Source organism: Ruegeria sp. D3, assembly GCF_056534465.1.
On sequence record NZ_JBQFPK010000013.1, the window covers coordinates 95,474 to 119,959 of the forward strand.

The 24,486-nt window shown below is 57.9% G+C and carries 24 protein-coding genes; 8 read left to right on the forward strand and 16 right to left on the reverse strand.

Annotation, left to right across the window (positions count from 1 at the left end):
- Positions 1 to 4 precede the first annotated feature (4 nt).
- The 5 genes from ACR0DX_RS17915 to ACR0DX_RS17935 are packed head-to-tail and all read right to left on the reverse strand — an operon-like array spanning position 5 to position 4,458.
- Entirely contained in the window at positions 5 to 742 is a 738-nt protein-coding gene (locus ACR0DX_RS17915; RefSeq protein WP_170356356.1) for an MBL fold metallo-hydrolase, read from the reverse strand.
- Positions 742 to 1,791: an ABC transporter ATP-binding protein gene (locus ACR0DX_RS17920; protein WP_170356355.1), complete on the reverse strand. Its 1,050-nt coding sequence runs from the start codon at positions 1,789 to 1,791 to the stop codon at positions 742 to 744. The genes ACR0DX_RS17915 and ACR0DX_RS17920 overlap by 1 nt, the downstream gene beginning before the upstream one ends.
- Entirely contained in the window at positions 1,788 to 2,561 is a 774-nt protein-coding gene (locus ACR0DX_RS17925; RefSeq protein WP_170356354.1) for an ABC transporter permease, read from the reverse strand. Before ACR0DX_RS17925 ends, ACR0DX_RS17920 begins: the two co-directional genes overlap by 4 nt.
- Positions 2,558 to 3,403: an ABC transporter permease gene (locus ACR0DX_RS17930; RefSeq protein WP_170356353.1), complete on the reverse strand. Its 846-nt coding sequence runs from the start codon at positions 3,401 to 3,403 to the stop codon at positions 2,558 to 2,560. The genes ACR0DX_RS17925 and ACR0DX_RS17930 overlap by 4 nt, the downstream gene beginning before the upstream one ends.
- A gap of 2 nt (positions 3,404 to 3,405) precedes the next feature.
- A complete protein-coding gene (locus ACR0DX_RS17935; RefSeq protein WP_170356352.1) occupies positions 3,406 to 4,458 on the reverse strand; it encodes an extracellular solute-binding protein in 1,053 nt (350 codons plus the stop codon).
- 128 nt (positions 4,459 to 4,586) lie between these two features.
- On the opposite strand from ACR0DX_RS17935, the gene ACR0DX_RS17940 reads away from it, so the two are divergent.
- Entirely contained in the window at positions 4,587 to 5,210 is a 624-nt protein-coding gene (locus ACR0DX_RS17940) for a TetR/AcrR family transcriptional regulator (RefSeq protein ID WP_170356351.1), read from the forward strand.
- A 144-nt stretch (positions 5,211 to 5,354) separates the two neighbouring features.
- On the forward strand, positions 5,355 to 5,687 hold the full coding sequence (locus ACR0DX_RS17945; RefSeq protein WP_170356350.1) for a YegP family protein: 333 nt from the start codon (positions 5,355 to 5,357) through the stop codon (positions 5,685 to 5,687).
- Between the two features lie 155 nt (positions 5,688 to 5,842).
- Here ACR0DX_RS17945 and ACR0DX_RS17950 read toward each other — a convergent pair whose 3' ends face one another.
- Positions 5,843 to 7,252, reverse strand: coding sequence for an RtcB family protein (locus ACR0DX_RS17950; protein WP_480846934.1), 1,410 nt, complete (start codon positions 7,250 to 7,252; stop codon positions 5,843 to 5,845).
- 480 nt (positions 7,253 to 7,732) lie between these two features.
- Positions 7,733 to 9,289: an RNA-binding protein gene (locus ACR0DX_RS17955; protein ID WP_170356349.1), complete on the reverse strand. Its 1,557-nt coding sequence runs from the start codon at positions 9,287 to 9,289 to the stop codon at positions 7,733 to 7,735.
- Positions 9,290 to 9,462: 173 nt separating this feature from the next.
- Here ACR0DX_RS17955 and rtcR point away from each other — a divergent pair, with 173 nt between their 5' ends.
- Entirely contained in the window at positions 9,463 to 11,031 is a 1,569-nt protein-coding gene (rtcR, locus tag ACR0DX_RS17960; RefSeq protein WP_170356348.1) for an RNA repair transcriptional activator RtcR, read from the forward strand.
- 60 nt (positions 11,032 to 11,091) lie between these two features.
- Here rtcR and ACR0DX_RS17965 read toward each other — a convergent pair whose 3' ends face one another.
- The 3 genes from ACR0DX_RS17965 to ACR0DX_RS17975 are packed head-to-tail and all read right to left on the reverse strand — an operon-like array spanning position 11,092 to position 12,988.
- Positions 11,092 to 11,475 (reverse strand): GlcG/HbpS family heme-binding protein, encoded by a 384-nt coding sequence (locus tag ACR0DX_RS17965; RefSeq protein ID WP_170356347.1) that lies wholly within the window; start codon positions 11,473 to 11,475, stop codon positions 11,092 to 11,094.
- Between the two features lie 47 nt (positions 11,476 to 11,522).
- Complete coding sequence (locus ACR0DX_RS17970) at positions 11,523 to 11,975, reverse strand: MaoC family dehydratase (RefSeq protein ID WP_170356346.1); 453 nt, start codon at positions 11,973 to 11,975, stop codon at positions 11,523 to 11,525.
- A complete protein-coding gene (locus ACR0DX_RS17975; RefSeq protein WP_170356345.1) occupies positions 11,972 to 12,988 on the reverse strand; it encodes an aldo/keto reductase in 1,017 nt (338 codons plus the stop codon). Before ACR0DX_RS17975 ends, ACR0DX_RS17970 begins: the two co-directional genes overlap by 4 nt.
- Before the next feature lie 158 nt (positions 12,989 to 13,146).
- On the opposite strand from ACR0DX_RS17975, the gene ACR0DX_RS17980 reads away from it, so the two are divergent.
- From ACR0DX_RS17980 to ACR0DX_RS17995, 4 genes are read left to right on the forward strand one after another with little or no spacing between them, the layout of a single operon-like run.
- Positions 13,147 to 14,292 carry an acyl-CoA dehydrogenase family protein gene (locus ACR0DX_RS17980; RefSeq protein ID WP_170356344.1) on the forward strand — a complete coding sequence of 382 codons (1,146 nt, stop codon included), beginning with the start codon at positions 13,147 to 13,149 and terminating at the stop codon, positions 14,290 to 14,292.
- A complete protein-coding gene (locus ACR0DX_RS17985; protein WP_170356343.1) occupies positions 14,289 to 15,059 on the forward strand; it encodes a 3-ketoacyl-ACP reductase in 771 nt (256 codons plus the stop codon). The genes ACR0DX_RS17980 and ACR0DX_RS17985 overlap by 4 nt, the downstream gene beginning before the upstream one ends.
- A gap of 9 nt (positions 15,060 to 15,068) precedes the next feature.
- Positions 15,069 to 16,217, forward strand: coding sequence for a dihydrodipicolinate synthase family protein (locus tag ACR0DX_RS17990; RefSeq protein ID WP_170356342.1), 1,149 nt, complete (start codon positions 15,069 to 15,071; stop codon positions 16,215 to 16,217).
- Positions 16,218 to 16,222: 5 nt separating this feature from the next.
- A complete protein-coding gene (locus tag ACR0DX_RS17995; protein ID WP_170356341.1) occupies positions 16,223 to 17,083 on the forward strand; it encodes a sugar phosphate isomerase/epimerase family protein in 861 nt (286 codons plus the stop codon).
- A 20-nt stretch (positions 17,084 to 17,103) separates the two neighbouring features.
- Here ACR0DX_RS17995 and ACR0DX_RS18000 read toward each other — a convergent pair whose 3' ends face one another.
- The 3 genes from ACR0DX_RS18000 to ACR0DX_RS18010 are packed head-to-tail and all read right to left on the reverse strand — an operon-like array spanning position 17,104 to position 19,784.
- Positions 17,104 to 17,415, reverse strand: a complete 312-nt coding sequence (locus tag ACR0DX_RS18000) for a Dabb family protein (RefSeq protein WP_170356340.1) — start codon at positions 17,413 to 17,415, stop codon at positions 17,104 to 17,106.
- Positions 17,416 to 17,439: 24 nt separating this feature from the next.
- A complete protein-coding gene (locus ACR0DX_RS18005; protein ID WP_170356339.1) occupies positions 17,440 to 18,204 on the reverse strand; it encodes an enoyl-CoA hydratase/isomerase family protein in 765 nt (254 codons plus the stop codon).
- Complete coding sequence (locus tag ACR0DX_RS18010; RefSeq protein WP_170356338.1) at positions 18,204 to 19,784, reverse strand: acyl CoA:acetate/3-ketoacid CoA transferase; 1,581 nt, start codon at positions 19,782 to 19,784, stop codon at positions 18,204 to 18,206. Before ACR0DX_RS18010 ends, ACR0DX_RS18005 begins: the two co-directional genes overlap by 1 nt.
- 146 nt (positions 19,785 to 19,930) lie before the next feature.
- Between ACR0DX_RS18010 and ACR0DX_RS18015 the strand changes: the two genes are divergently transcribed.
- Entirely contained in the window at positions 19,931 to 20,749 is an 819-nt protein-coding gene (locus ACR0DX_RS18015) for an aldo/keto reductase (protein WP_170356337.1), read from the forward strand.
- Positions 20,750 to 20,803: 54 nt separating this feature from the next.
- Here ACR0DX_RS18015 and ACR0DX_RS18020 read toward each other — a convergent pair whose 3' ends face one another.
- The 3 genes from ACR0DX_RS18020 to ACR0DX_RS18030 are packed head-to-tail and all read right to left on the reverse strand — an operon-like array spanning position 20,804 to position 24,484.
- Positions 20,804 to 22,402 carry a GMC family oxidoreductase gene (locus ACR0DX_RS18020; protein WP_480846941.1) on the reverse strand — a complete coding sequence of 533 codons (1,599 nt, stop codon included), beginning with the start codon at positions 22,400 to 22,402 and terminating at the stop codon, positions 20,804 to 20,806.
- A complete protein-coding gene (locus ACR0DX_RS18025) occupies positions 22,402 to 23,904 on the reverse strand; it encodes an aldehyde dehydrogenase family protein (protein ID WP_170356335.1) in 1,503 nt (500 codons plus the stop codon). Before ACR0DX_RS18025 ends, ACR0DX_RS18020 begins: the two co-directional genes overlap by 1 nt.
- Positions 23,905 to 23,926: 22 nt before the next feature.
- Entirely contained in the window at positions 23,927 to 24,484 is a 558-nt protein-coding gene (locus tag ACR0DX_RS18030) for a cupin domain-containing protein (protein ID WP_170356334.1), read from the reverse strand.
- Positions 24,485 to 24,486 lie beyond the last annotated feature (2 nt).

Here is a 24,486-nt window from a genome sequence, read left to right on the forward strand (position 1 = left end):
AGCCTTACGCCGTCGACGCGTTCTTTCCATCCAACCACGCGCGAATGATTTCGCGGTGGCGGTCTCGGCCATAGCTGGGAAAGTGACCCCCATGCACGGTTTCCACCGGCAAATCATACAAGCGCACCATCGAGCGGTAGTAGTCCTGGGCATTGCTGTGATAGGTGTCTTCGATCAACTCGCCATCATAGACAATATCGCCCGAGAACAGGATGCCTGTCGCGGCCTCCCACAAGGCAATTCCGCCCGGCGAATGACCCGGCGTGTGGATCACCTCGAAATGCCTGTCCCCAAGATCGACGATATCGCCATCGTCCAGCAATCGCGTCGCCTGCGCACCGCTGACCGCATATGTGTCGGATCGGTAGGGCAAGGGCGGCAGGCAGTCGAAAATCTCGTCCGTCACATAAGGATCAGCCAGCGTCGCCACGCGCGTCGGGTTGGCCAGAATATCGGCCTCGGCCCTGTGGACCGCGCGATCCTCAAACTCATGATGACAGCCGATATGGTCGAAATGGGTGTGGCTTGCGACCGCCGTCAACGCACGTTCGGTCACCAGAGGCACCCATGTCCGCAGTGACACAACGCCCATGCCGCTGTCGACCAGCATATCGCGGTCGCGCCCACGCACATGCCACATGTTGCAACGATAGAAAGGCGTGATGAAAGGCTCATCGATCAAGGTGACGTCTTCACCTTTGCGGGTGGTGCGGTACCAATCCTGCGGTTGCGCGCGTTGCATCAGGGGGTCTCCGGTTCGAACAGGCGAAAATTCTCGACATCTGCGGATAACAATACCACATCGCCCTGCGCCCAAGAGCGGTCAGGGGCCAGATAGGCCGTTAGGCTCAGGTCCGGGGCACAGGCCGGCGACAGGTGCGCCCGGCAATAGGTTCCGAAAAACGCCGCCGCAGTCACCGTGGCCTGCCCCATCGGGAATGATCCTTGATCGTCGGCGCGGATATCCTCGGGGCGTAGGCAGATTGCGGCTTTGGTCGAGGCCGGGGCGTTCAGGGTTGGCAAAAGTCCAAACGGCGTTTCAACACCCGCCCCGGATTTCACACCTGAAATGTGGTTATTTTCGCCCATGAAATCCGCCGTGAACAGGGTTGCCGGATAGCGGTAGACCCGGTCCGGGGTACCGTGATCTTCGATCCGGCCCCGGCTCATAACCACGATCCGGTCGGCAATCGCCATGGCTTCCTCCTGATCGTGGGTAACATGGACAAAAGTTGTGCCGATCTGTTGCTGAATGCTTTTCAACTCATCCTGCATGGATCGCCGCAGCTTAAGGTCCAGCGCGCCCAGCGGTTCGTCAAGCAGCAGAACGTCCGGGTTGACGGCCAGCGCCCGCGCTAGGGCGACGCGCTGTCGTTGCCCACCGGACAGGGCATGCGGACGTTTGAGCGCCGCATCCTTCAGGCCAACCAGGTCCAGCATCTGTTCGGCGCGTGCGTGGCGGTCTTTCCGACCCATACCGCTCATACGCAGGCCAAAGCCAACATTGTCGCGCAAGGACATGTGCGGAAACAGGGCATAATCCTGAAACACCGTGGTCGTGGGACGTTTGACCGGCGCTACACGGGTCATATCCTGACCGCCGATCAGGACGCGGCCCTGTGTAGGCTCAAGAAACCCCCCTAAGATCGACAAAAGAGTGGTCTTACCGCAGCCGGACGGGCCCAGCAGAGTCACGTATTCACCGGCCTCGATCTGCAAGTCGATCCCGGACAGCGCCTGAAACTGACCGAACCAGTGATTGAGACCCGAAAACGTGACAGACGCGGTCATTGGCGGCCTTTCCGAAAGATGGTGAGTTCCAGCAGCAGCACAACCGCAACTGAAATCAGGAAGACAAAGCTGCCGATTGCGTTCAGTTGCGGCGACAGGCCCGACCTGAGCAGCGACCAGATTTCAACCGGCAAGGTGACGTCGAAGCGGGTAAGCAGGAAGGAGATAATAAACTCATCCCAGCTGAGCGTGACCGACAAGAAAAAGGCTGCCGCAATCGAGGGCAGTAACATCGGTATTGTCACCAACGCGATCACCTTGGGCTCGGACGCGCCCAGATCACGGGCGGCGCGTTCGGCGTTTTGCTGTTGTGCTCCCATCGAGGCATAGATGATGGCGAAGGCCAGCGGCAAGTTGATGACCACATGCCCGATCGCTGCGGTCCAAAGCGAAACGCCAAAGCCCGAGCGCGTCAGAACGATCAGCAGGCCCAGCCCGACGATCAGGTAGCTGACCGTCAGGGGGGCGATCAGCAGTCCTCGGATCAGGGCCGATCCCGGCAGAACGTGCCGCGCAAGCCCGTATGCCGCCAGAAACCCAAGCGCCACGGCAACCGCAGACGACCCGAACGCGACAAGGATCGAATTGCGCAGCGCTGCCATCAAATCCTCGTCCCGAAGAATGGTCTGGTACCATTGCAGGGACGGCCCGTTGAACGGTGGCACAGGCAACGATCCTTCCTGAAACGAGAACAGGACCAGCACGCCCACCGGAAGGTAGATAAAGACAAAAGCGGCGATCAGGTACGCCCAGGGCAGAAAGCGCATCATAACCGGTCAAGCCTTAACCAGCGGGCGGACAGCAAATAGGCCAGCGCGACGATGCTCATCAAGACAATGGCCAGCGCCGAAGCCAGCGGGAAATCCGCACGCCGTCCCAGTTGCACCATGATGACCTGTGGCACGGTCAGTTCGGTGTTGCCGCCCAGAATCTGCGGCGTGACGTAGTCACCGATACATAGGACAAAGGTCAAGAATGCTCCGGTGACGATACCGGGCAGAGTCAGCGGCAAGATCACGTGCCGGAAGGTCTGAAACGCGTTGGCGCCAAGGTCCATTGCGGCCCGGCGATAGTTCGGGGACAGCTGGATCAGGTTGGCATAGATCGTCAGGGTCAGAAGCATCACAAAGAAATGCACAAAGCCAGTCACCGTAGCAAAGCGCGTATTGGCCAGCGTGATCGGCTCGGCGATGGCTCCGATCCACATCAGGGTCTCGTTCACTACGCCCTCACGCGCCAGAACCAGCAACCATGCATAGGAGCGCACCACATAGGAGGTCCAGAACGGAAGGATTGCCAGTAGCAGGGCCAGGCGCTGCCAGCGCGGTGACACACGAAAGGCAATGATCCAGGCCAGCGGATATGCCAGCACGACCGAGATCACCGTCACCGTCAGTGTGATTTCCAGCGAAACCAGGATCGCCCGCCATAGATATTTCTTTTCAAGCAGCTTGGCGTAGTTGGCCAGTGACAGATCCCAAACAAGCGTTCGCCCTTCAAGCGAAGCAAGGCTCATCGCGCCCATCACAACGAAAGGCACGATGAAAAAGGCGATGGTCCACAGCAGGGCCGGGGTTACAAAGCCCCAGCCGCGGACCTGGTCCTTGGACATGTTCACTGCTGCAGAGTTTCCAGCCACAGATCCTGCATTTCGATGTCCAGATCTGCATCCGGTGCAGGGTAAAGCTGTGTCAACGCCAGATAGTCAGGCTGTTGATCCCAGCGCAGGATGTCTTTTTGTGCGTCGGTCAGAACGTCTCCGGCCTTGGCATTTGCAGGCATTCCCCAAAAGCACGAAGACGTCGCCAGACGGGCCTGCCCTTCGGGGCTGGTGACGTACTTGATGAACTCAACCGCCAGATCGGGGTTACTGGCCCCCTCGACCACGCCGATGGATTGCGCCCAGCGAACCGCGCCCTCCTTGGGGATGGTCCATGTCAGTTCCGGCTGTTCTGAGGCGAGCACGGCCGTCAGCCACTCACCCCCACCCACAACGATATCTACTTCGCCTGTCGCCAGTGCCGTTTGCGCCGCAACCACCCCCGCGACTGAGGCAGCTCGGCTTCGCATGGTTGAAAGGACACCATCGATCTTTGCCAAATCTCCCGCGCCAATTGCGTCCGTCGCAATGCCTTCGGCAATGGCGGCCAGCCCCATCACGGGCAGGTAGTAGTCATAGATCGAAATCCGCCCGTCATATTTCTCGGACCAGACAGTGCTCAGGCTTTCCATGTCTGCGGGATCGACCTTGGCCGAGTTGTAAGAGATCGTGTTGTAGCCAAATTTCTCGGTCACGGCATAGGTCACGCCGTCAACTGTGTTGTTTTCGGCCATGACGACTTCGGGGAAGTAATCCGCAGTCGAGACCGCGCCCTCGGGCAGTGGGGCCAGAACACCGGCCTCGACTGCGCGGAACACATCGATCCCGTCGACCACAAGCACGTCCCAGTCGCCGGGCCTGGATTGCTCCAGCAGCGCAAGTGCCGCGCCCGTTCCCTCGTATTCCCGCAGATTGACCTTGACGTTGTGCTTCGCCTCAAACGGAGCGATCAGTTCGGGATCGGTATGGTCGCACCACACCAGAGCATTCAGTTCGCCTTCGGCCCAGGCCGTACCAGCCATCAGGGCCAGCGCCGACGCACCAAGGATTTTACGTCCAATTTGCATTCGTTTCATCTCCTGTTGATTTCGGTTTGCCCTGTTTTTTTCCGGGTCTGTCACAAAAAACTTGAACAGCCTCACCTTTGTAGTCAACTCTAAACTTAGATTTATGCCAAACGAGGTCGTTTTTCCAAATGGCAGGATTAAGAGAGCGGCAAAAGGCGGCGCGCGAGCGGCGCATCCTGGAAGCTGCGTCTGCGAAATTCCGGTCACACGGGTATCGGTCCGTGAAAATCGAAGATCTGGCTGAGATGGCCGAGGTCTCGGTCGGCACTGTTTACAACTACTATGAAACCAAAGGGGACATCCTGATCGCCACGGTCGCCATGGAGGTCGAAGAGGTCATCACAGCGGGCGCGCCGATCCTGGCGAATCCGCCTTTACGCGTCGAGGACGCGATCCTGGGTCTGATTTACCAGTATTACGACCACTCCCTCGAATATCTCTCGAAAGAGATGTGGCGTACGGCGATCGCGCACTCAATCGAGCACCCCAATACGCCAAGCGGTCGGCGCTACGCCGAGCAGGATCGCCGCCTCGCGGCACAAGTGACCGAGTTGATCGCCGCCCTGCAAGACCGGGGCCAAGTGCGCCAAAGCCTTGTTGCGTCGGACTTGGGTGCGCTGATCTTCAATGCCCTGAATCAGGCTTTCGTCGAATTCGTCAAGAATGACGATATGACACTCGCGCAACTCAGAGATCAAATCGCGGCGCAAATCCTACCAATCGCTCATTTGATTGCGGTAAATTCTGATTAGACGGGCAATGCAATCGCGGCTCGTCTTTGATGAATCTCGGCTCTAGTCACGTGCAAACCCTGAATATCCTGAAAACTCTTGTTGCCGCGTTGCAAACGTAGCAACATCGCAAGCAAGGATTGCAATAGTATTGAGGGATATCACATGGCTGGCAAATTTGAGATTTACAAAGACAAGGCTGGAGAGTTCAGGTTTCGGCTGAAAGCCGGAAACGGTGAGATCATTCTGGCCAGCGAAGGCTATGTCCAGAAAGCAAGCGCCGAGAACGGTATTTCATCCGTCAAGACAAACGCACCAAGCGACGAAAGATTCGAACGAAAGGAAACCAAATCCGGTGGCCATATGTTCAATCTGAAAGCCAGCAATGGTCAGGTAATCGGCACAAGCGAAAGCTACACAACCACCTCTGCACGCGACAACGGGATCGAATCCGTTAAACGAAATGCACCTGACGCACGGGTTGAGGATTTAACCTAAATCAACTGCGACCCGCAGACGTTGGCCGGGCTGGTTATTACCCCAACCAGCTGGCGAAGCATAGCTGACTAGAGCTTTCGGGAACGACCGAGCTAGATACAAATGAGGGCTTCATCAAAATCCCGACCAACGCGTACAAATGACGAAGGCCGCAGCTACCTGCGGCCTTTCTTCTTGTTTTTCCAGAACGGCGGCACATCACCGGCCATGATGCAGCCGTAGGGGTCGATATAATCCTCGATCTCGGCCAGATCATAGGATTTGATCTGTGCCACGACGCTGTCCGCGCTTTTATAGCTGGACGGCAGTTCCGAGGCATCCACACCGCCGGCATGGAAGCGAATATCCAGACCTTCGGTTTCCGCCTTCAACATCTCATCCGGCGTGACGGACCCCATCCGGCGCTTATGTTCGGAACGCGAGAAATTCCGCCCCGCCCCATGTGGGCTGAAGCCCAGACCGTGAGCTGCATCCTTGCCGCGCACGACCAGCACCGGCTCGGACATGTTCAGCGGGATCAGTGTCAGCCCGGTCGCATCGGCGGCATAATCACCCCACGCTGGGGTTGCGCCCTTGCCGTGATAGAACAGATCGCCCCGTTTGAAGACGAAGTTGTGTTCGTTCCAATACCGGTCCCCGACATCGCCCACACGCGCGACCTCAACCGTTGCTTGATGGATCGCGTTGTGGTTGGCTTTGGTCCATTTGCGGATCAGTTGCAGGGCATCCCAATAGTCGCGCCCCTCCTGCGTGTCAGCCGGAATCCAGGCGTTTTGCTTCGGCGTACCCGGCGACAGCTCCTTGCGGAAGCGATGCGCGACGGCCATGCCGTTCTTATACAGAACTGCCCCCGGCCCGCGCGAGCCGTGATGGGTCACAATCGCCGTCCGCCCGGTTTTGCGCGACCGGCCGACAAACAGGAAATGGTTCCCGTCGCCTTGCGTCCCCATATGCTCCTGCGCCATGCGCAGCGATTTCGGGTTGTCCAGAAACGGATTTTCACGGAACGCATCCAGCAGCTTCAGCGAGGTTGTGAAGCGCTTGCCCTGCGGTCGACCGCCTGGTCCGAAATGCGTCACTGACTGCGCCGCATCCAGCACGGCCTTTGGGTCAGCATTCCCCAGATCGGTGATCATGACCGAGCAGCAAATGTCGGCCGAATGCATCCCGGGATGGATCGCATTGCGTGCCGCCGCGACGCCGCCAACCGGGATCGTGCCGATCGGACCGGCCGGACAGGCATCGGGCATAATCGCCCCGGCCTCAATCGTCGGGGTCCGCATCAGCGCGGTCATCGTTTCGCGGACTTTGTCGACATTGTCTTCCTCATCCGGGTCACTGGCGTCGATATTCTCGTGAAACTGCACCTCACCGGGCGCGCGCAGGTCCATAGTTGGCGGGATCGGAGGGATCTCGCCCTCCAGCTCCTGCCGGATGCGCACCAGACCGAAGCCTTCGGCCCGCATCTCATTCGCGCGCGCCAGCAGGGCGGGGAATTGCTTGCTCGGGCGATGTCCCCAGTCTTTCAGGTGTTCGCCCGTTACGGGATCAAATGTGTTTTCCATCATCATATTCACTCAAATTCAGGCCCCGGCGACAAGTGGGGAAGAAACAGTTCGGGAGGCCCGCCCCGCATCTTAATTGGCAGATGCGTTTGCCGTCTGGGCGCCGGCACGGAGGGGAGTTGAACCCGCTCGACCTGTCCCTGTTGAGCCATGTAGTTCCTTCGGCATTCGCCGGGGGTGTCCTTTCGTTTTGGGTCTCGACGACAAGAGTTTGGTGAAACGCCCTGCTCTACCCGACTGAGCTACCGTCCGTCCCCCGTGGGGCTCGGACGAGCGGGATTCGAACCCGCGACCTGGAGAGTCGAAATCTGTAGTTCCACCGGCATTCGCCGAGATACGTCCTTTTGTTCGGGTCAGGCAGACAAGGGGTGGTGAGACAGCGCCCGCAACGGGCGCGGATCGGTAACAGCGATGTAGTCCCACCGGCATTCTGCCTGATGTTGTTCTGATGGCCGAGGCGGCGCACCGCCCGAGCCTTGTTTATACGTCGATCTTTTCGATCTCAGCGACCCAATGATCCGGGCCGGTTTGACCGCTGGCAAAAGCCGCGATCTGGTCAAAGACCGCATCCGAGAACCCGCCGACATTCAACACATCGGCACGCGTCTGCGCCTGCGTAGTCCCGTATGGGGCGATGTCGATGCAGACCAGCTTGGCCTTCGGGTTGCGACGCTTGATCACCTCCCATTCCTTCAACATCGCTGTGGCCTGACCATCAGCGCGGGCATCCACCCACGACTGGTTGTCAGACACGAACACCACCAGATCCGGCGCGCGACCGCGCTTGTTCAACCAAGCCAGCGGCGCGGAACAGTTCGTCCCACCTCCGGCCAGTGCGGCCAGACGCTCGGCATTGGTCAGGATCGTGTCGCGCGGCTCCAGACGCACATCACGCACGTCGAAATCGAACGGCAACACCTGACACCCGCGGTTCACCCGTTGGAAGGACGCCGCCACCAGCGCCGCCACATCCACGTGTCGCACGGCCGAGGTCGCCCCCGGACGATACCCGGTCACGGACCACGTCATCGAGCCCGACACGTCCGGGCACACAACCACCTGTCCCGCAACCTGCGGCACATTCTGCGCGGCGACCTCCATCGCGTCGTGCAGCGCGTCCGCGATCAGGCGCGGCATTTCCGGCACCACGTTTTGCGAGGCCACCATCAATTGGTACGGAAAGGCCCGTGCCTTGGCGATGGCTTTTGGGTCGCGCAACAAAGCAGCCACGTGATCCACGTTGCGGGCCACGTCGAAAACGCCGTGACGCTGGAACGTGTTCAGGTTCTGCCGCACCATCTGCCACGAGCCCTTGCGCGCAATCCGCGCCCATTGGGCCTGCGTCAGCTCCAGTTGCGTCAACATCTGAAACGGCACATCCGGCAACGGACCCTTGCCGGTTTCCCGAAACGCGATCCAATCCCTCAGGGCCTGCGGCAGCCGTGCCAGATTGCACGGCCGCCCGACGATCCAGGCAAACAGCGCCTCCCGCTCGGCCGAGGCCGGTTTCGGGTGCACCATTTTGATCACGTCCGCCAAAGACGGGTCATTCCCGATATTGGCATTCAGCAGCGCTCGGTCAGACGCTGTGTTCAACCAGGTCTGCACCATCGCTTTCGGTGCCGACCCCAGAGATTTACGCCCCGTTTGACCCGACCGGATAACTTGCACGAACGTTCGCAGCATCTTGCCGTTATCGACCACACGAGCGAAAGCCGCCCGAAACAGAACCGGATCACGCCGGGCCAGAACAGCCAGCAAGACAGCGGGCATGTCCTTCATATATCCCGACTGACGGGCATAGATCGCAGCCTGCGCTAGGTACTTTGGCTCAACGGTTTCAGCCACATCCAGAACGTATTCCAGTTCTTCCTGCGGCGACTGATAGAACATGCCCCCGAAGGTCCCGGTCACGGCGACCTGTGCCAGAGCATGGGCATCGGAATACGCATAAGCCGGAGCGCCACGAGCGTTCACTGCAGTTGCCTTTGACAGCAACCGGCCCTTCAACGATGCAAACACGGATTTGTTCGCCATTTCCTTATCCTCATTGGTTTGTGAGGATGTTTTGGCACGGAACGCCTCACGATAAGAAAAGAAAAGAAAAACGTCGTATCTTATTGTTTTTAATTAATTTTTCTGACTATTGATGAAAATCATAACCAGCGTTACGATACAATGAGATCGTAAAATATAAATTTAGATAGACTATGAAAAACGTTGTCATTGGATTCCTAGGAACGCAGCTGGACATGGGCAAGAAGCGGCGCTGGAAACCGACGCCCAGCTTGACCATCCATGACCACTTCAACGTCGATCGGCTTGAGTTGCTGCACGACCACAAGTTCAATCGCCTCGCCCATCAGGTAAAACGCGAGATCGAAGAGCTGTCACCCCAAACCGAAGTTCTGTTGCATCGTATGGACCTGGCCGATCCTTGGGATTTTCAGGAGGTCTACGGCAAGCTTTTCGACTTTGCCCGCGCCTATGGGTTCGACGAAGATCGCGAGCAGTATCATGTCCATCTGACCACCGGCACCCACGTGGCACAAATCTGTTGGTTTTTGCTTACTGAAAGTCGCCACATCCCCGCGCGACTGATCCAGACCGGGCCACCCGGACCGGATGACGCCATCCCTAAGTTCGACATCATTGACCTTGACCTCAGCAGGTACAACGCCCTGCAGCAGCGCTTCGACCAATTGTCCCGCGAATACAGCGACCAATTGAAGGGCGGAATTGAAACGTGCAATCCGCGATATAACGCGCTGATTGACCGGATAGAGCTGATCGCCAGCAACTCGAACGAACCCATCCTGTTGCTAGGAGAAACCGGCACCGGAAAGACAGAACTGGCCCAGCGGATCTATAACCTCAAATTGGATCGGCGGCGGGTCAAGGGCCGGATGGTTCACGTCAATTGCGCCACATTGAATGGCCCCGATGCCATGGCAACACTGTTTGGGCAGCGGCGCAGTTTTACGGGTCAGGCAGGAACAGAACGCAGCGGGCTATTGCGTGAAGCGGATGGGGGTGTTCTGTTTCTGGATGAGATTGACGAACTTGGATGGAACGAACAATCAATCCTGTTGCATGCAATTGAAACGGGGCGGTTCTATCCTTTGGGCTCGGATCACGAGGTGTCCACCCGGTTTCAGGTCATAGCAGGCGCAAGCCGAGATCTGCGAGGGTTGTCCGCCGAAGGCGCTTTTCGCTCTGACTTGCTGGCTCGTCTGAATATGTGGAGCTTCACGTTGCCTGCGTTGCGCGACCGCCGCGAAGATGTCGAGGCCAATCTTGCTTTCGAACTGGGGCGGGCTGAACGGTCAATGGGTACTCAGGTCGGCTTCAATGTCGACGCACGCGACGCTTTCGTCCGGTTCGCCACCAACCCCGCGACTCCGTGGCCGGGAAACTTCCGCGATTTTAGCAGTTCAGTGAAACGGTTGTGCACCCTAGCGCCTAGAGGGCGCATAACGCGTTCCATGGTGACCGAGGAAATCCGGACCCTGCAATCTGACTGGCGCGCCTCGGCGCAGGATGCCGAGTTTGCATTGGTCAGGGATCTTCTGGGACCGGCGGTCGACGATATCGATCCGTTCGATCTGGCCCAACTGGCCAAGGTAATTCAAACATGCCGCAATTCGCCTAGCCTCAGCGCGGCAGGCCGCACACTATTTGCCGTATCCCGTCAAAAGAGGACAACCCAAAACGACGCAGATCGTTTACGCAAATACCTGCAAAAGTTCGGTTTGGAATGGGACGCATTATCGGCGTGAAAGACAGACGTGCCCGTGACTCTTTTGTTCGTGAATGTCCTGCGTGCAAACACTGCCGAATTATAGCCCAATAGACGCCAAGCCTGCTGTGGCGCATTTAACATCGTCAGGTCCGGCCGCCCCCGACACACCGATTGCACCTATCAACTCGCCATCCTCGCGGATCGGCAAGCCACCGTCCCAAGCACATAGACCCGGACGGTTGACCATGCCAAGGTTCAATTCGGCGCTGGACAACATACGCTTGGCGAATTCGGTTGTGGGTTTGCCCAACACAGCTGTTCGGGCCTTATCCATTGCGAACGCCATAACGGCTGCGGGGGTTTTGTCCATGCGGCCCGCCGCGATCATATCCCCGTTCAGGTCGACCACGATCGCAGCGACATTCCACCCGTTTTCATCAGCAAACGCCAAGGCCGTTTGGACAGCCTTATTTGCCGCCATCTGGGAAATTACGCGCCTAGGGATCGAAACAACCATATCGCCTCCACCTACAGGTCAAAAATCAGATCATTGGTGCCCGATTGCACTATTTGATCGTGTTGATTGAGCACATTGAACTGAAACGTGATGATGCCGCGGCTTTGCGATGACGTCAGGCGTTTCGCGGTTACAGTCAACTCTGCTCTGATCTCATCTCCGACAAAGACAGGCTGTTCAAAACGCCAGTTCCACCCAAGCGATGCCAGACCTGCCGGCTTCGCATCCGATTGAAACTTGAGCCCATCGACAACCGACAGCACCAACAGCCCATGAGCAACGCGGGCCTTATACCCCAGCCCGCGCGCCGCGTCGTCGTCGATGTGCAAGGCGTATTTGTCTCCGGTCAGGTCAGCAAAGGACGATATCAAGTCCGTCGTGATAGTCGCAGAACCGGTTTTCATCACGTCGCCGACCTTTAGGTCGTTATACCCGTATTGCCCCGCCGAAAGCCCTTTGGTCATTGTGGAACAGGCGCGTCCTCGCGCAACAACCCTTTGGCTTTCAGATCCGCCCAGAAGGCAGCCGGAATGTCGTGGCTGAACCAGTTGAGATTCTGGTCCAGTTGTTCGACCGTGCGGGTGCCTGCCATAAAGGTGGGAACTGCCGGGTGCGCTACAACAAATTGCAATGCAGCAGCGGGCAATGGTACGTCGTAGTCTGCACAGACCGCCTCGATCTTACGAACTTTTTCCATAATCTCGGCCGGGGCTGGAGCGTAGTTATATTTGGCCCCGTCTTTGGCGCCCGTTGCCAGAATGCCCGAGTTGAAACCACCGCCTACAACCACGGCAGCGCCACGTTCTTCACACAAAGGCAAGAACTTATCCAATGCATCCTGTTCTAGCAGCGTGTAGCGCCCGGCCAACAGAAAACAGTCAAAGTCTCGCTGCTCGAGTGCGGCGTGGCAGACCTCCCATTCATTCACCCCAACGCCAATGGCTTTGACGACACCCTGATCGCGCAAAGATTCCAGTGCTTTCCAAGCCCCATCTATCGCCTGTCTGAACACTTCAGGCTGTTCGTCGCCTCGGGTAAAAACGTCGATATCGTGGATGAAGCAAATATCCATCCGCTCCAGCGCCATGCGCTGCAGGCTGTCCTCGAAGGATCGCATAACACCGTCATAAGTATAATCGAAATGCATCGTGAATGGGGCCGCATTGGTCCACGGTTCAAAATTGATATCACTGCGTTTGGCCGGTTTCAGTACGCGGCCAACTTTAGATGACAACACATAATCGTCCCGGTTCTTCCAGCGCAGGCTTTGGCCTGTTCGCAATTCCGAAAGCCCGTGGCCATACATCGGCGCGGTGTCGAAATACCGAACGCCTTTGTCCCACGAATGCTGGATCATCGCATCCGAAGTCTCTTCGTCGATCTCACGAAAAATGTTCCCGATGGGCGCGGTACCAAAGCCAAATGCGGTAACCTCCAGATCGACGCGGCCAAATTTGTTTTTTGTGTTCGGATTCATGCAAGCCTCCCTAAAGCAAGCCTACGCCCGCCCAACTGCACTTCAAATAAGTAACTGTTTGGTTATTTATCGCAATCGACTGACGCGATCAACCCACTTGACGCAGCAAGGGTGCAACGCATATTAGTAACTGATTAGTTACATTATGGGGCGCAACTATGTTTCTCACGGAAACCCACATTCAGGTCCGGGACATGACCCGCCAGTTTGCCGACAATGTGATCCGACCACTGGCCGAAGAGCTGGATCGGGATTCCCGCTTTCCAGCCGAAATCTACGACCAAATGGCCGAACTGGGTCTGTTTGGAATCTGCGTTCCAGAAGAAATGGGCGGACCCGGCTTTGACACGATCACCTACGCGCTGGTGATGGAAGAGCTTTCGCGCGGCTATGCGTCCATTGCGGATCAGTGTGGATTGCTGGAGCTGGTCACCACCTTGCTGGTGCGCCACGGCACCGCGGACCAACAAGGTAAGTGGTTGGCTGACCTGCTGGCTGCCAAATTGCGCCCCGCTTACTGTATCACGGAACCCGAGGCTGGCACGGATGTGTCCGGCATCCGAACAACCGCCGTGCGCGATGGGGACAGTTGGGTTCTGAACGGCGGTAAAATCTGGATTCACAACGCGCCCGTGGCTGATATGGGCTTTGTCCTTGCGAGAACGGATCCCGAAGCCGGTCATCGCGGCATGTCGATCTTTGTCGTCGACCTTCAAGCAGCAGGTGTGACGCGCGGACCGAAAGAGATCAAGATGGGCCAGCGCGCCAGTCAGGTTGGCCCCCTGTCCTTTGACGATGTCCGACTACCCGCCGACGCATTGCTGGGCACTGAGGGGCGCGGGTTCCACATGATGATGAGCGTGCTGGACAAGGGTCGCGTCGGCATAGCTGCGTTGGCCGTTGGGATTGGTCAGGCCGGCTTGGAGGCCGCCACTGATTATGCCCAACAGCGCAAGCAATTCGGCAAGCAAATTGCGGACTTCCAGGGCGTTCAATGGCTGTTGGCCGATATTGCCAAAGACGTCGAAGCGGCCCGGCTGCTGGTACATTCAGCCGCTTACAAGATCGACGCCGGGCTGGATGCGACCAAGGCGTGCTCGATGGCCAAGTGTTTTGCTGGGGATATGGCCGTGCAGCGATCCTCGGACGCGGTGCAGGTGTTTGGCGGATCAGGTTATATCCGGGGGTTCGAAGTCGAGCGCCTTTACCGGGACGCCAAGATCACGCAGATTTACGAAGGCACAAATCAAATTCAGCGTATGATCATCGCACGAGAGCTATTGGCGAAAGGGGCCGCAGCATGACACCTCAGGCCGCACTTGTGACCGGGTCGTCCCGTGGGATCGGTTTGGCAGCTGCGGTTGCACTGGCGCAAGAGGGGTTCTCGATCGCCCTGAACGGCCCCGTTGCGGATGACGAACTTGCAGCTGCCGCAGAAACCATTCGCGCCATGGGCGTACCGGTCGTCACGGCACCTTTCGACGTGTCCGATATCGCCGTACACGATAGCAAGCTGGCGGAAATCGAGGCAGAAATCGGCCCGCTTACGACCTTGGTGAACAATGCAGGCGTTGGCGTTATGCAACGCGGTGATCTTCTTGAAGTGACCGAAGAAAGCTATGATCGCTGCATGGCTGTGAATACCAAAGCGATGTTCTTTCTGTCGCAAGCCTTCACCAAGCGGCTGCTAAGCCGCACGCGCGACGCCAACGCGTTCCACAGCATCGTTAATGTCACCTCATCCAACGCCGTGGCGGTGGCGGCGCCGCGTGCGGAATACTGCGCCTCGAAAGCAGCCGCTGCGATGATCTCAAAAACCTTTGCAGTGCGGTTGGGCCAAGAGAATATCGCCGTCTATGACGTGCAGCCCGGACTGATCTCGACCGACATGACCGCACCGGTGATCGAGATGTATGATCAGCGCGCCAAAGATGGCCTGACCCTGTTTCCCCGCGTCGGCCAGCCCGAAGATATGGGGCGCATCATAGCCTCGTTGGCCAGCGGCAAGCTTCCCTACACAACCGGACAGGCGATCTCGGCGGATGCCGGTATGCTGGTCCCTCGGTTCTAAGGTGTTTCGATGAAAATTCAGCTTCCCGATACAACCGGCGCTTTGCAGGACTATCACCTGACAGGCACACCGGTTGCGCCCTCGAAACTGACGCCGAATTCCGCACGGGTGCTGTATTCTGCGGCGCATGTGGTCGCAGACCCGTTCGGCGACCACGACCCCACGGGTCCAGCCCATGTGGACTGGGAAAAGACGTTGGAGTTCAGACGCTATCTTGCAGATATGGGGATGGGCATTGCCGAAGCGATGGATACCGCCCAACGCGGCATGGGTCTGGACTGGACAGGCGCATTGGAACTGATCCGGCGCACCAAAGAGGAACTGCCGGATGCCTTGGTTGGGAATGGGTGCGGCACCGACCACCTTGATCCTGCAGATGCCAAGACGTTGGACGACGTGCGCCGCGCCTACCTGCAGCAGGTCGAAGCTATCCAAAAGATTGGCGGTCGCATTATCCTGATGGCATCGCGTGCGCTGGCCAGGGTTGCCAGGGGTGCAGAGGACTATATCTCGGTCTACAGCGATGTTCTGGCCGCCTGTGACGAACCGGTCATCCTGCACTGGTTGGGAGAGATGTTTGATCCACAACTGACGGGGTACTGGGGTTCCGACGCGTTTGAAGATGCGATGAACACCACTTTGACCGTTATCAGCGCAAATGCAGACAAGGTGGACGGGATCAAAATCTCGCTGCTAGACGCTGAAAAAGAGGTCATCTTGCGTCGCCGCCTTCCCGCTGGCGTTCGGATGTATACCGGCGACGATTTCAATTACCCCGAACTGATCGAAGGTGATGATCAGGGATATTCTCATGCCTTGCTTGGAATCTTCGATCCACTTGCCCCAGCGGCCGCCTATGCGGTCAGCAAACTGAGCGAAGGTGACGCGGCAACCTTTCGCGCCACGCTGGACCCCACTGTGCCGCTAGCGCGTCATATCTTTCGGGCACCCACACAATATTATAAAACGGGCGTAGTATTCCTGGCCTGGCTGAACGGGTTTCAGGATCACTTCATCATGCTGAATGGGGCGCAGGCAACGCGGTCTCTGCCCTATTTTACTGACTGTTTTAAAATGGCTGACGAATGCGGTTTGCTGCGCGATCCCGATCTGGCAGTCGAACGGATGCGCCACATGCTGAAACTCTACGGGGTCTGATCCAGATGCGCGATTTCTCGCAGGATCATTCTGCACTCGCGCTGAATACCGCGACGCTGGGCCATAATCTGGACGGGTTTGGTGCGGGATGGTCACCCGAGCAGATCATCGACGCCTGTGCCGCGCGTGGGTATGGAGGCATCACCTTCTGGCGGCGAGAACTGGGCGGACGCGAGGCCGAGATCGGCGACAGGGTCCGCGCTGCCGGGCTGCAAGTGGTTGGCCTATGCCGGACTCCATTCCTGACCGGACCACTGGCGCTGCCCTCGGACCAGCAGATCATGGATGACTTTTACCTCTCCATCGATCAGGCCGCAGGGCTTGGCACGGATGTCCTAACCATTGTCACGGGCGGACCAGAGCCTGGCACCAAGGGCGTTCTGGACAGCCAGAAAATCCTGGCGGACCGCGTCGCACGGGCCGCAGTTTATGCGGCCGACCGCGGCGTAAACCTGGCGCTTGAGCCGCTGAACCCCGCCACCGCGGGCAACCGCACTTGCCTGATGACAGCAGCAGATGCTTTGAATGTCTGCGATACGACAGGCGCGCCGAATGTGGGCGTTGCCGTCGACGTTTATCATGTCTGGTGGGACACCACGCTGGCCGATACATTGGCGCGACGCGCGAACGGGCGCATTCTGGGCTATCACCTGTGTGACTGGCTGGCCGATACCACGGATATCCTGCTGGATCGCGGCATGATGGGCGACGGTGTCGCGGATCTTCGGGCCCTACGCTCCGCTGTAGAACAAGCAGGCTACACAGGGCTGTGCGAAGTCGAGATCTTCTCGGCCGGCAACTGGTGGAAACGCGACCCAAACGAGGTATTGGACGTGATCGTGGACCGGTTCCGCACCTGTTGCTGACCTTGGTTTAGCCGCGTCTTCTACACCTCGATATCACACACGAATACACCGTCCGGGCCATTGACCGTTTTGGCCACGATCCGGCTTCCGACCTCCTGATGCGCAGGGTCGACCAAATAAACATCGCGCACGGACTCGTCGCGGAAGTCAAACCAGAACATGTCATTGAAGCCCCGCACCAGATCGGTCTCGACCGACACATTGCTTCGGCTTTGGAAATCCAGAATGCCCTCGATATGACCAGAAAGACCGGCCAGATCCCGATAGAGCGTGGCCTTTTCTTCGTCGGACACGTCGTCCTTAAAGCGCAGGTGAACAAGGTGACGTATCATATTTAGGCCCTCATGATTTGATGCTTACCAGAAATCAGGTTTTTTGCGATCCTTGAACGCGGCCAAACCGGTTTTCAACTCGGGTTGGACGGCGGCGATCCGACCTGCCAGCGCTTCGAAAACACGCTCACGTTCCTCGCCCTCAGCGGCGTTGATCAGCATTTTTACAAGCTCTGTCGCCACCGGCCCTCGATGGCGCATCCGGTTGGCCAGCTCATCCGCAGCGGAAAGGCCCTGCCCTTTTTCGACGACCTGATCCACAATCCCCGCAGTCAACGCATCATGGGCCGAGAGCTGCTCGCCGAACAGCGCCATGCGCCGGACAAGCTGGGCACCGAACCGCCGGACCGCGCGCTGAGTGCCGGACCAGCCGGGAATGATCCCCAGCCCCGGTTCAGGCTGTCCGATCCGAATGTGATCCTCGGCAATGCGGTAATCGGCGCACGCCGCAAGTTCCAGACCACCGCCCAAAACATGCCCGTTCAACACCGCAATCACAGGCTGTCGCAGCCGCGTCAGGGCATCCAGCGCCTGATGCCCATCGCGGAGCCAATGGCGGCCGAAGGTGTCCGCCGACTGGCTGGACCACGCGTCGATATCGCCCCCTGCGCAAAACGCCTTTCCCGCACCGGTCAGGATCACAACATGCGCGTCCTGGGTGTGTTCGATCTGACGGCACAGCGCCATGAGCGCATCCATCATCGCCTCATCCATGGCGTTCAGGCGCTCGGGGCGGTTAAGGGTCAACCGCGCGATGCCGTCCCGAATATCCAGAAGGAAATGCTCCATTAGCCCGCCGCGAGTTGCAGCCCCAACAGGGCTGGGTCAAACAGGGCCGCGTCCATCCGGACAAGGTCATCTGAAACTAACAAGGGTGTCGCCGCCTGATCCAGAATATCGCGTTGCAGGTCCAGCCCGGGCGCGATCTCGGTCACCATAAGGCCCTTTTCGGTCAGCTTGATCACGCAGCGCTCGGTCACGTATGTCACGTCCTGCCCCTGCATCTGTGCCCGCTTACCTGAAAATGAGATTTGATCGACCTCATCCACAAACTTGGCCACTTTCCCCTCTTTCAGAATTTTCAGCTGACCATCCTCAATGGTCATCTTGGCTCCTGCGTTGAAGTTGCCAGAAAAAACGATCTTGCGCGCCCGCGCTGTGATATCCACGAACCCTCCTGCTCCGGCGGTCCGGTGCGGAATGGCTGACAGACGCGAGACGTTGACCGAGCCGTGTTTGTCCACCTCGAGGAAAGACAGCAGCGAGGCATCAAACCCGCCCGCCTGGAAATAACAGAACTGATGTGGCGACGGCACGAAGGCCTCGGCATTGGCGGAACAGCCAAATTTGAAATCCAACAATGGAACCCCGCCAACCGCGCCTTGCTCGATCATCCACGTGACCGAGCCATGCAAACCCTCTTCGACCAGAATACGCGGAACGTTGGCCGAGATGCCGAACCCGATATTTACGGCCCAACCATCCTTCAACTCATTCGCAACACGGCGCGCTATGACTTTCCCGACGTTGAAGTCGGCCGTTCGAAAGCTTTCGATCGGGCGGGTCAATTCGCCCGAAATTGCCGGGTCATATTCCGTAGCCGTGGTCTGTAACTGGTCGGGCGCTTCGACAATCGCGTCGATCAAAATACCGGGTACGTGCACGTCATGTGGTCGGATACTTCCTGCCGCCGCGATGCGTTTGGCCTGAGCAATCACCACGCCACCGTTGTTGCGCGCTGCCAGGGCCATCTCCATCGCGCCCAGATAGGCCCCCTCGTGTTCGAAACTCAGGTTACCTTTTTCATCGGCTGTGGTTGCTCGAATAATCGCCACATTCGGCGCCATTGATTTGAAATACAGCCAATCTTCGCCTTCGAACTCCATCCGTTTCACGATGGGCTCGGCACGGGCAGCGGCGTTCATTGCGCAGCCTTCGATCTCGGGGTCGACAAAGGTTTCCATACCAACTTTGGTCAGGACACCCGGACGTTTGGCGGCAGCCTCGCGCAGCATGTCAAAGATAATACCCGACGGTACGTTATACGCGCGCACCTGTTCGCCCGTGATCATCTGCCAGACAAGCGGCGGTTCCGCATTGCTCGGCCCCGATGGGTAAGAACCGCCAATGATCCGACTTAGCAGACCCGGTTTGGCGATATGATCTACCCCCTTCGTGCCAAAAAAGTCACCTGCAGCTATGGGATGAATGGTCGTCAGATTTGTTGGCGCACTCTCTTCATCAAAGCGCTCGCCAAGACCTTTCAGAACTGCATCCGGACAACACAAACCACTTGAAGAATTCACCGCGACCGTCGCACCATCGGGTACAAGATTTGCCGCTTCGCGTGCCGTCATCTGCTTGCTCATGCGATCCTCACGAAAGTAACTAATTGGTTATAAGTTATGCCTTCAGGTGCACCGAAAAGCAACAAAAATAACCAAAACAAGGGAATTGACCGAACCTCAAGTAACTAATAAGTTACTTGTTGAGTTTGTTCTTTGGGAGGATCACCGTGAACATCTATTTTCAAAACACCTATCAGCGTACCTTCGGTACATTCCCCCTGACCGGAGCAGAACTTCGCGATTCGATGGCGATCGCAGCCGAGATCGGGTATCGGTCCTTTGACACCGCTCAAATGTATGAAAATGAGAAGGAAACTGGTGACGCACTGGCCGAGATCGGCCTGAAACGAGATGAAATGTGCGTCACGACCAAAGTGCATCCGGACAATTTCAGTGACGACGCGTTCCTGCCATCCGTGGAAGAAAGCCTGAAGAAGCTCCGCCTTGATTACGTGGACGTCCTGCTGCTGCACTGGCCACCTATAGGGGGCGACATCGCGCCATCTTTGACATTGCTTGAACAGGCTCATGCAAAGGGTCTGGCAAAGAACATCGGCGTCTCAAACTATACCGCGCAGATGATGCGAGACGCAGTCAAGATCATCGAAACACCGATCGTGTCCAATCAGGTCGAGTTTCACCCGCTGCTGAACCAAGATGTGCTTCTGGCAGCCGCCTCTGAAACGGGCATCCCTTTGTCGTCCTATTGCTCGGTGGCGCGCGGAGAGGTTTTCAAGCACCCGATTTTTGCCGAGATAGGTCAAGGCTACGGAAAAACCGCAGGACAGGTCGTATTGCGTTGGATTTTGCAAAAGGGTGTGCCGATCAACACAATGTCTACAAAACGCGCCAACATTCAGGCCAATTTTGACGTGATGGATTTCATCTTGTCCAACGTCGATATGGATCGGATCGACTCGATGACCCAGGCAGGCTATCGGATCGTCACAGAAGACTTGGTGCCTTGGGCCCCCGATTGGGACTAAAGAAAAAAGCGGCGCCCATTCAAGGCGCCGCCAGTTCAGGGAGGTAAATCGATTTCAGTGATTGCCCCGGATCATGTCCGCCGCTTTTTCGGCCATCATGATCGTCGGTGCGTTCGTGTTAGACCCAATCAGGCTGGGCATGGCTGAACTGTCGCAGATCCGCAGCCCGTCAATCCCGCGCACCCGCATTTGCGGGTCAACGACCGCCATCTCATCCACACCCATTTTACAGGTACATGTCGGGTGATAAGACGTCCGGCCATATTGACGGGCATAGGCCTCGTACTCGGCCTGTGTTTTCACAGTGTCATCCGGGAAGTGGATCTTACGAATATAGTTTTGCAGACTATTCTGCCGGAAAATCTCGACACTGTGCTTCACCCCTTCGACTGAGATTTTCAGATCATCCGGGTGACCCAGGAAATTGGGATCGACCAGCGGCATATCCTCGACCTTGTTCGACCGCAGACGTACGGTGCCGCGCGCCTTGGGACGGACAGTGTACGAGTTTAGCGTGATGCCCGAGCTGCCCTTGGGCACGCTGGGCACTCCGGCCTCGGCACCGGCACCTGCAAGGAAATGAAATTGCAAATCCGGCACGGGGGCCCTGTTGTCGCCATACCAAAACGCCCCGCCCTCAACCACGTTCGAGGTCACTGGCCCCGATCCGAACAGGAAATACTGTATTCCTGCCCAAGCCGCCCAATGAGGCTTGTTGTACTTGTCCAGACTATAATGCCCGTTCAGTTCGGCCACGATATCGATGCCGAAATGGTCGTTCAGGTTCTCACCTACACCGGGCAAGTCTTGCTTCACCTCGATCCCGTGCTTGCGCAGATGCGCAGAGGGACCGACGCCTGACAGCATCATCAGCTTGGGTGTTCCAATGGCGCCCGAAGTGACCAGCACTTCCTGACCCGCCGATGCGGTTTCAACCTGTCCGCCCTGATCGAATTCAACACCGGTCGCCCGGCCATTTTCGATGACGATCCGATGCACCTGACACCCAGTTTTGACCGTCAGGTTCCCGCGCGACATCGCTGGTTTCAGATATCCTACAGCAGCCGAGCAGCGTTTCGCGTTCCAGGTGGTCGTCTGGTAAACGCCTGCCCCTTCCTGAACCGCCCCGTTGAAGTCCGGGTTATACGGGATGCCCGCCTCTTGGCACGATCGCACAAACGCGCGGGTCATCTCTTGCGGGTCCGGGATGTTGGACACACCCAAAAGCCCTTCGGTCCCGTGCCAGTCGCCGGACAGGATCGCATTGCGTTCGGAGCGAATGAAGTATTTCTGGATGTCCTTGAAGGCCCAACCCTCGCACCCTTCCTCATTGGCCCAACGGTCATAGTCGACCGGGTTGCCGCGCGTGAACACCTCGGCATTGATCGAGCTTCCACCACCGATCACCCGGCCCTGAGCATAGGGGATCTCGCGGTTATTGGCGTTGACTTGCGGGACGGTGTTAAGACCCCACGTATGCGGCCCGTCCGTCATCTTGGCAAAGCCCACAGGCATGTGGATCAACGGGTGATTGTCCTTTCCGCCCGCCTCCAGCAGCAGCACCCTGACGGCGCCGTCTTCGGTCAGGCGATTGGCCAAAACACAGCCCGCTGATCCGCCACCAACGATGATATAGTCAAATCCGTTTGCCATTACTCTACCCAATGCGACCGTTTGCCGATCTCGACATGGATCGACTTGATCTGCGTATATTCCTCGACGCCGTGCATCCCGGCCTCGCGGCCCCAACCGGACGCCTTGAACCCGCCAATCGGCAGTTCGGGCCCACCAGCCAAAGTTGTGTTGACCCAGAACCGTCCGGCTTGAACGCGGCGAGAGATGATCAGCGCCTTGTCGATATTCTTCGTCCAAACACTTGCCGCCAGACCGTATTCAGTATCGTTGGCAATCGAGATCGCTTCGTCAATCGTATCAAACGGGATCACAACCAGAACCGGGCCGAAAATCTCTTCGCGCGCTATGGCCATGTCGTTGGTCACATCAGTGAATACCACCGGGTCGATATATTGCCCGCCCGAGATTTCGGGCGTTCCGCCCCCGATCAGCAGGGTCGCGCCCTCTTCCTGACCCTTGGCGATGTAGGACAGAATGGTGCGGTTCTGCGCGTCTGTCGTGATCGCGCCCGCCTGGGTGCGCTCGTCCAACGGATCGCCCACGCGAACCTTGCGCAGTTTGTCAGCGACCATGCCTGCAAACTTTTCTGCAATCGAGCGTTCGACCAAAAGGCGCGCACCGGAAACGCAACACTGGCCGGTGTTGAACGCGATGCCGAAGGCCACACCATCGGCTGCATCTTCAAGGTCCGCATCAGCAAAGACAATCTGCGGGTTCTTACCGCCCAGTTCCAACCCCAGCTTTTTAAAATTGCTCTGCCCCGCCGCCGCAACGACCGAGCGGCCAACAGCGGTCGAGCCGGTAAAGGACAGCATATCCACATCCATGTGTTCCGCCAGCTTCTGGCCGATCACGCTGCCTGATCCGGTGACCACATTGAACACACCATCCGGCAAGCCCGCCTCGGACAGGATTTCGGCCAACAGCAGAGTCGTTGCGCTTGTCACTTCAGAGGGTTTTGCGACAATGGTGCAACCAGAGGCCAGAATATACGGCACCCGCTCGCACAGGATGAGGAAAGGGAAGTTCCAAGGCGTGATCAGACCGACAACGCCAACCGGCTCACGGGTGACAATGCCCAACGCGCCATCGCCGCTGTTGTTGAAACTCTCCCCATGCAAAGCTCGCGCCAGACCGGCAGCGAATTCGAACATACCAACGCAACCGCCAATCTCGCCCCGCGCCTGCGCGATGGGCTTGCCGTTCTCCAACGTTTCCCAATAGGCGATCTCATCGGTGCGCTGGCGGATCAGATCGGCCGCTTTCAATAAAACAACCGCGCGGTCAGACCCGGACAACCCGCACCAGCGGCGATCATCGAACGCCGTGCGCGCCGATGCGACGATCTCGTTCATATCATCCTCGTTGCAGCGCGGGATGCGCGTGACCGGCACGCCATGACCCGGCGAGGACCGCTCGAACACGTCGCGATCACCGGCGGGAACCCATTTGCCGTCCATGAAGAACCCAAATTCACGGGGCTCGGAAGGCGGTGTAAGTATCTGTGCGTTTTGGTCCATTGTTGGGGCTCCAAAAAATGCGTCAGGCTGAGGCGTCCAGGCCATCGCGGAAATCGTTCCACCCACCATCCACCGAGGACGGCGCGTCATGCCATTGGTGCAGAATTTCACCGGTCGCAGGGTCTTTATCCGGAATCGGCAGCATCATGATCCGTTTGGCGGCCGCCTGGAACATTTCCGGAGTCAAAAAAGCCTCTTGAATATTGTCCCAGTCGCGGCCCCCGGCGTAACCGCCACACATCATGATGTCGTCGGATCGTCCGACCATCTCATGACTGACACCCGCAGGCATGACGATAACATCGCCAGCCTCGATCCGGACCCGAGTCCAACCTTCCACAGATAGGTTAAACTCCATCCAGCCTTGCGCACATCCCAGACATTCATGAGATGTCGAATGGAAATGCGGGTACTCGTAAACGCCCGGGTATTCCCAGTTGTTGCCCCAGCCATTTGCGCGGAACCGGGCCTTGACGGCATCCACGCCGCCACCTGGGATCGCTCCTCGATGGATCAGCAGGGGAAAACGGCTGTTTGGGATCATGCCTTCTGGTTTGGATGTATAGACTTCGACGGTCATGC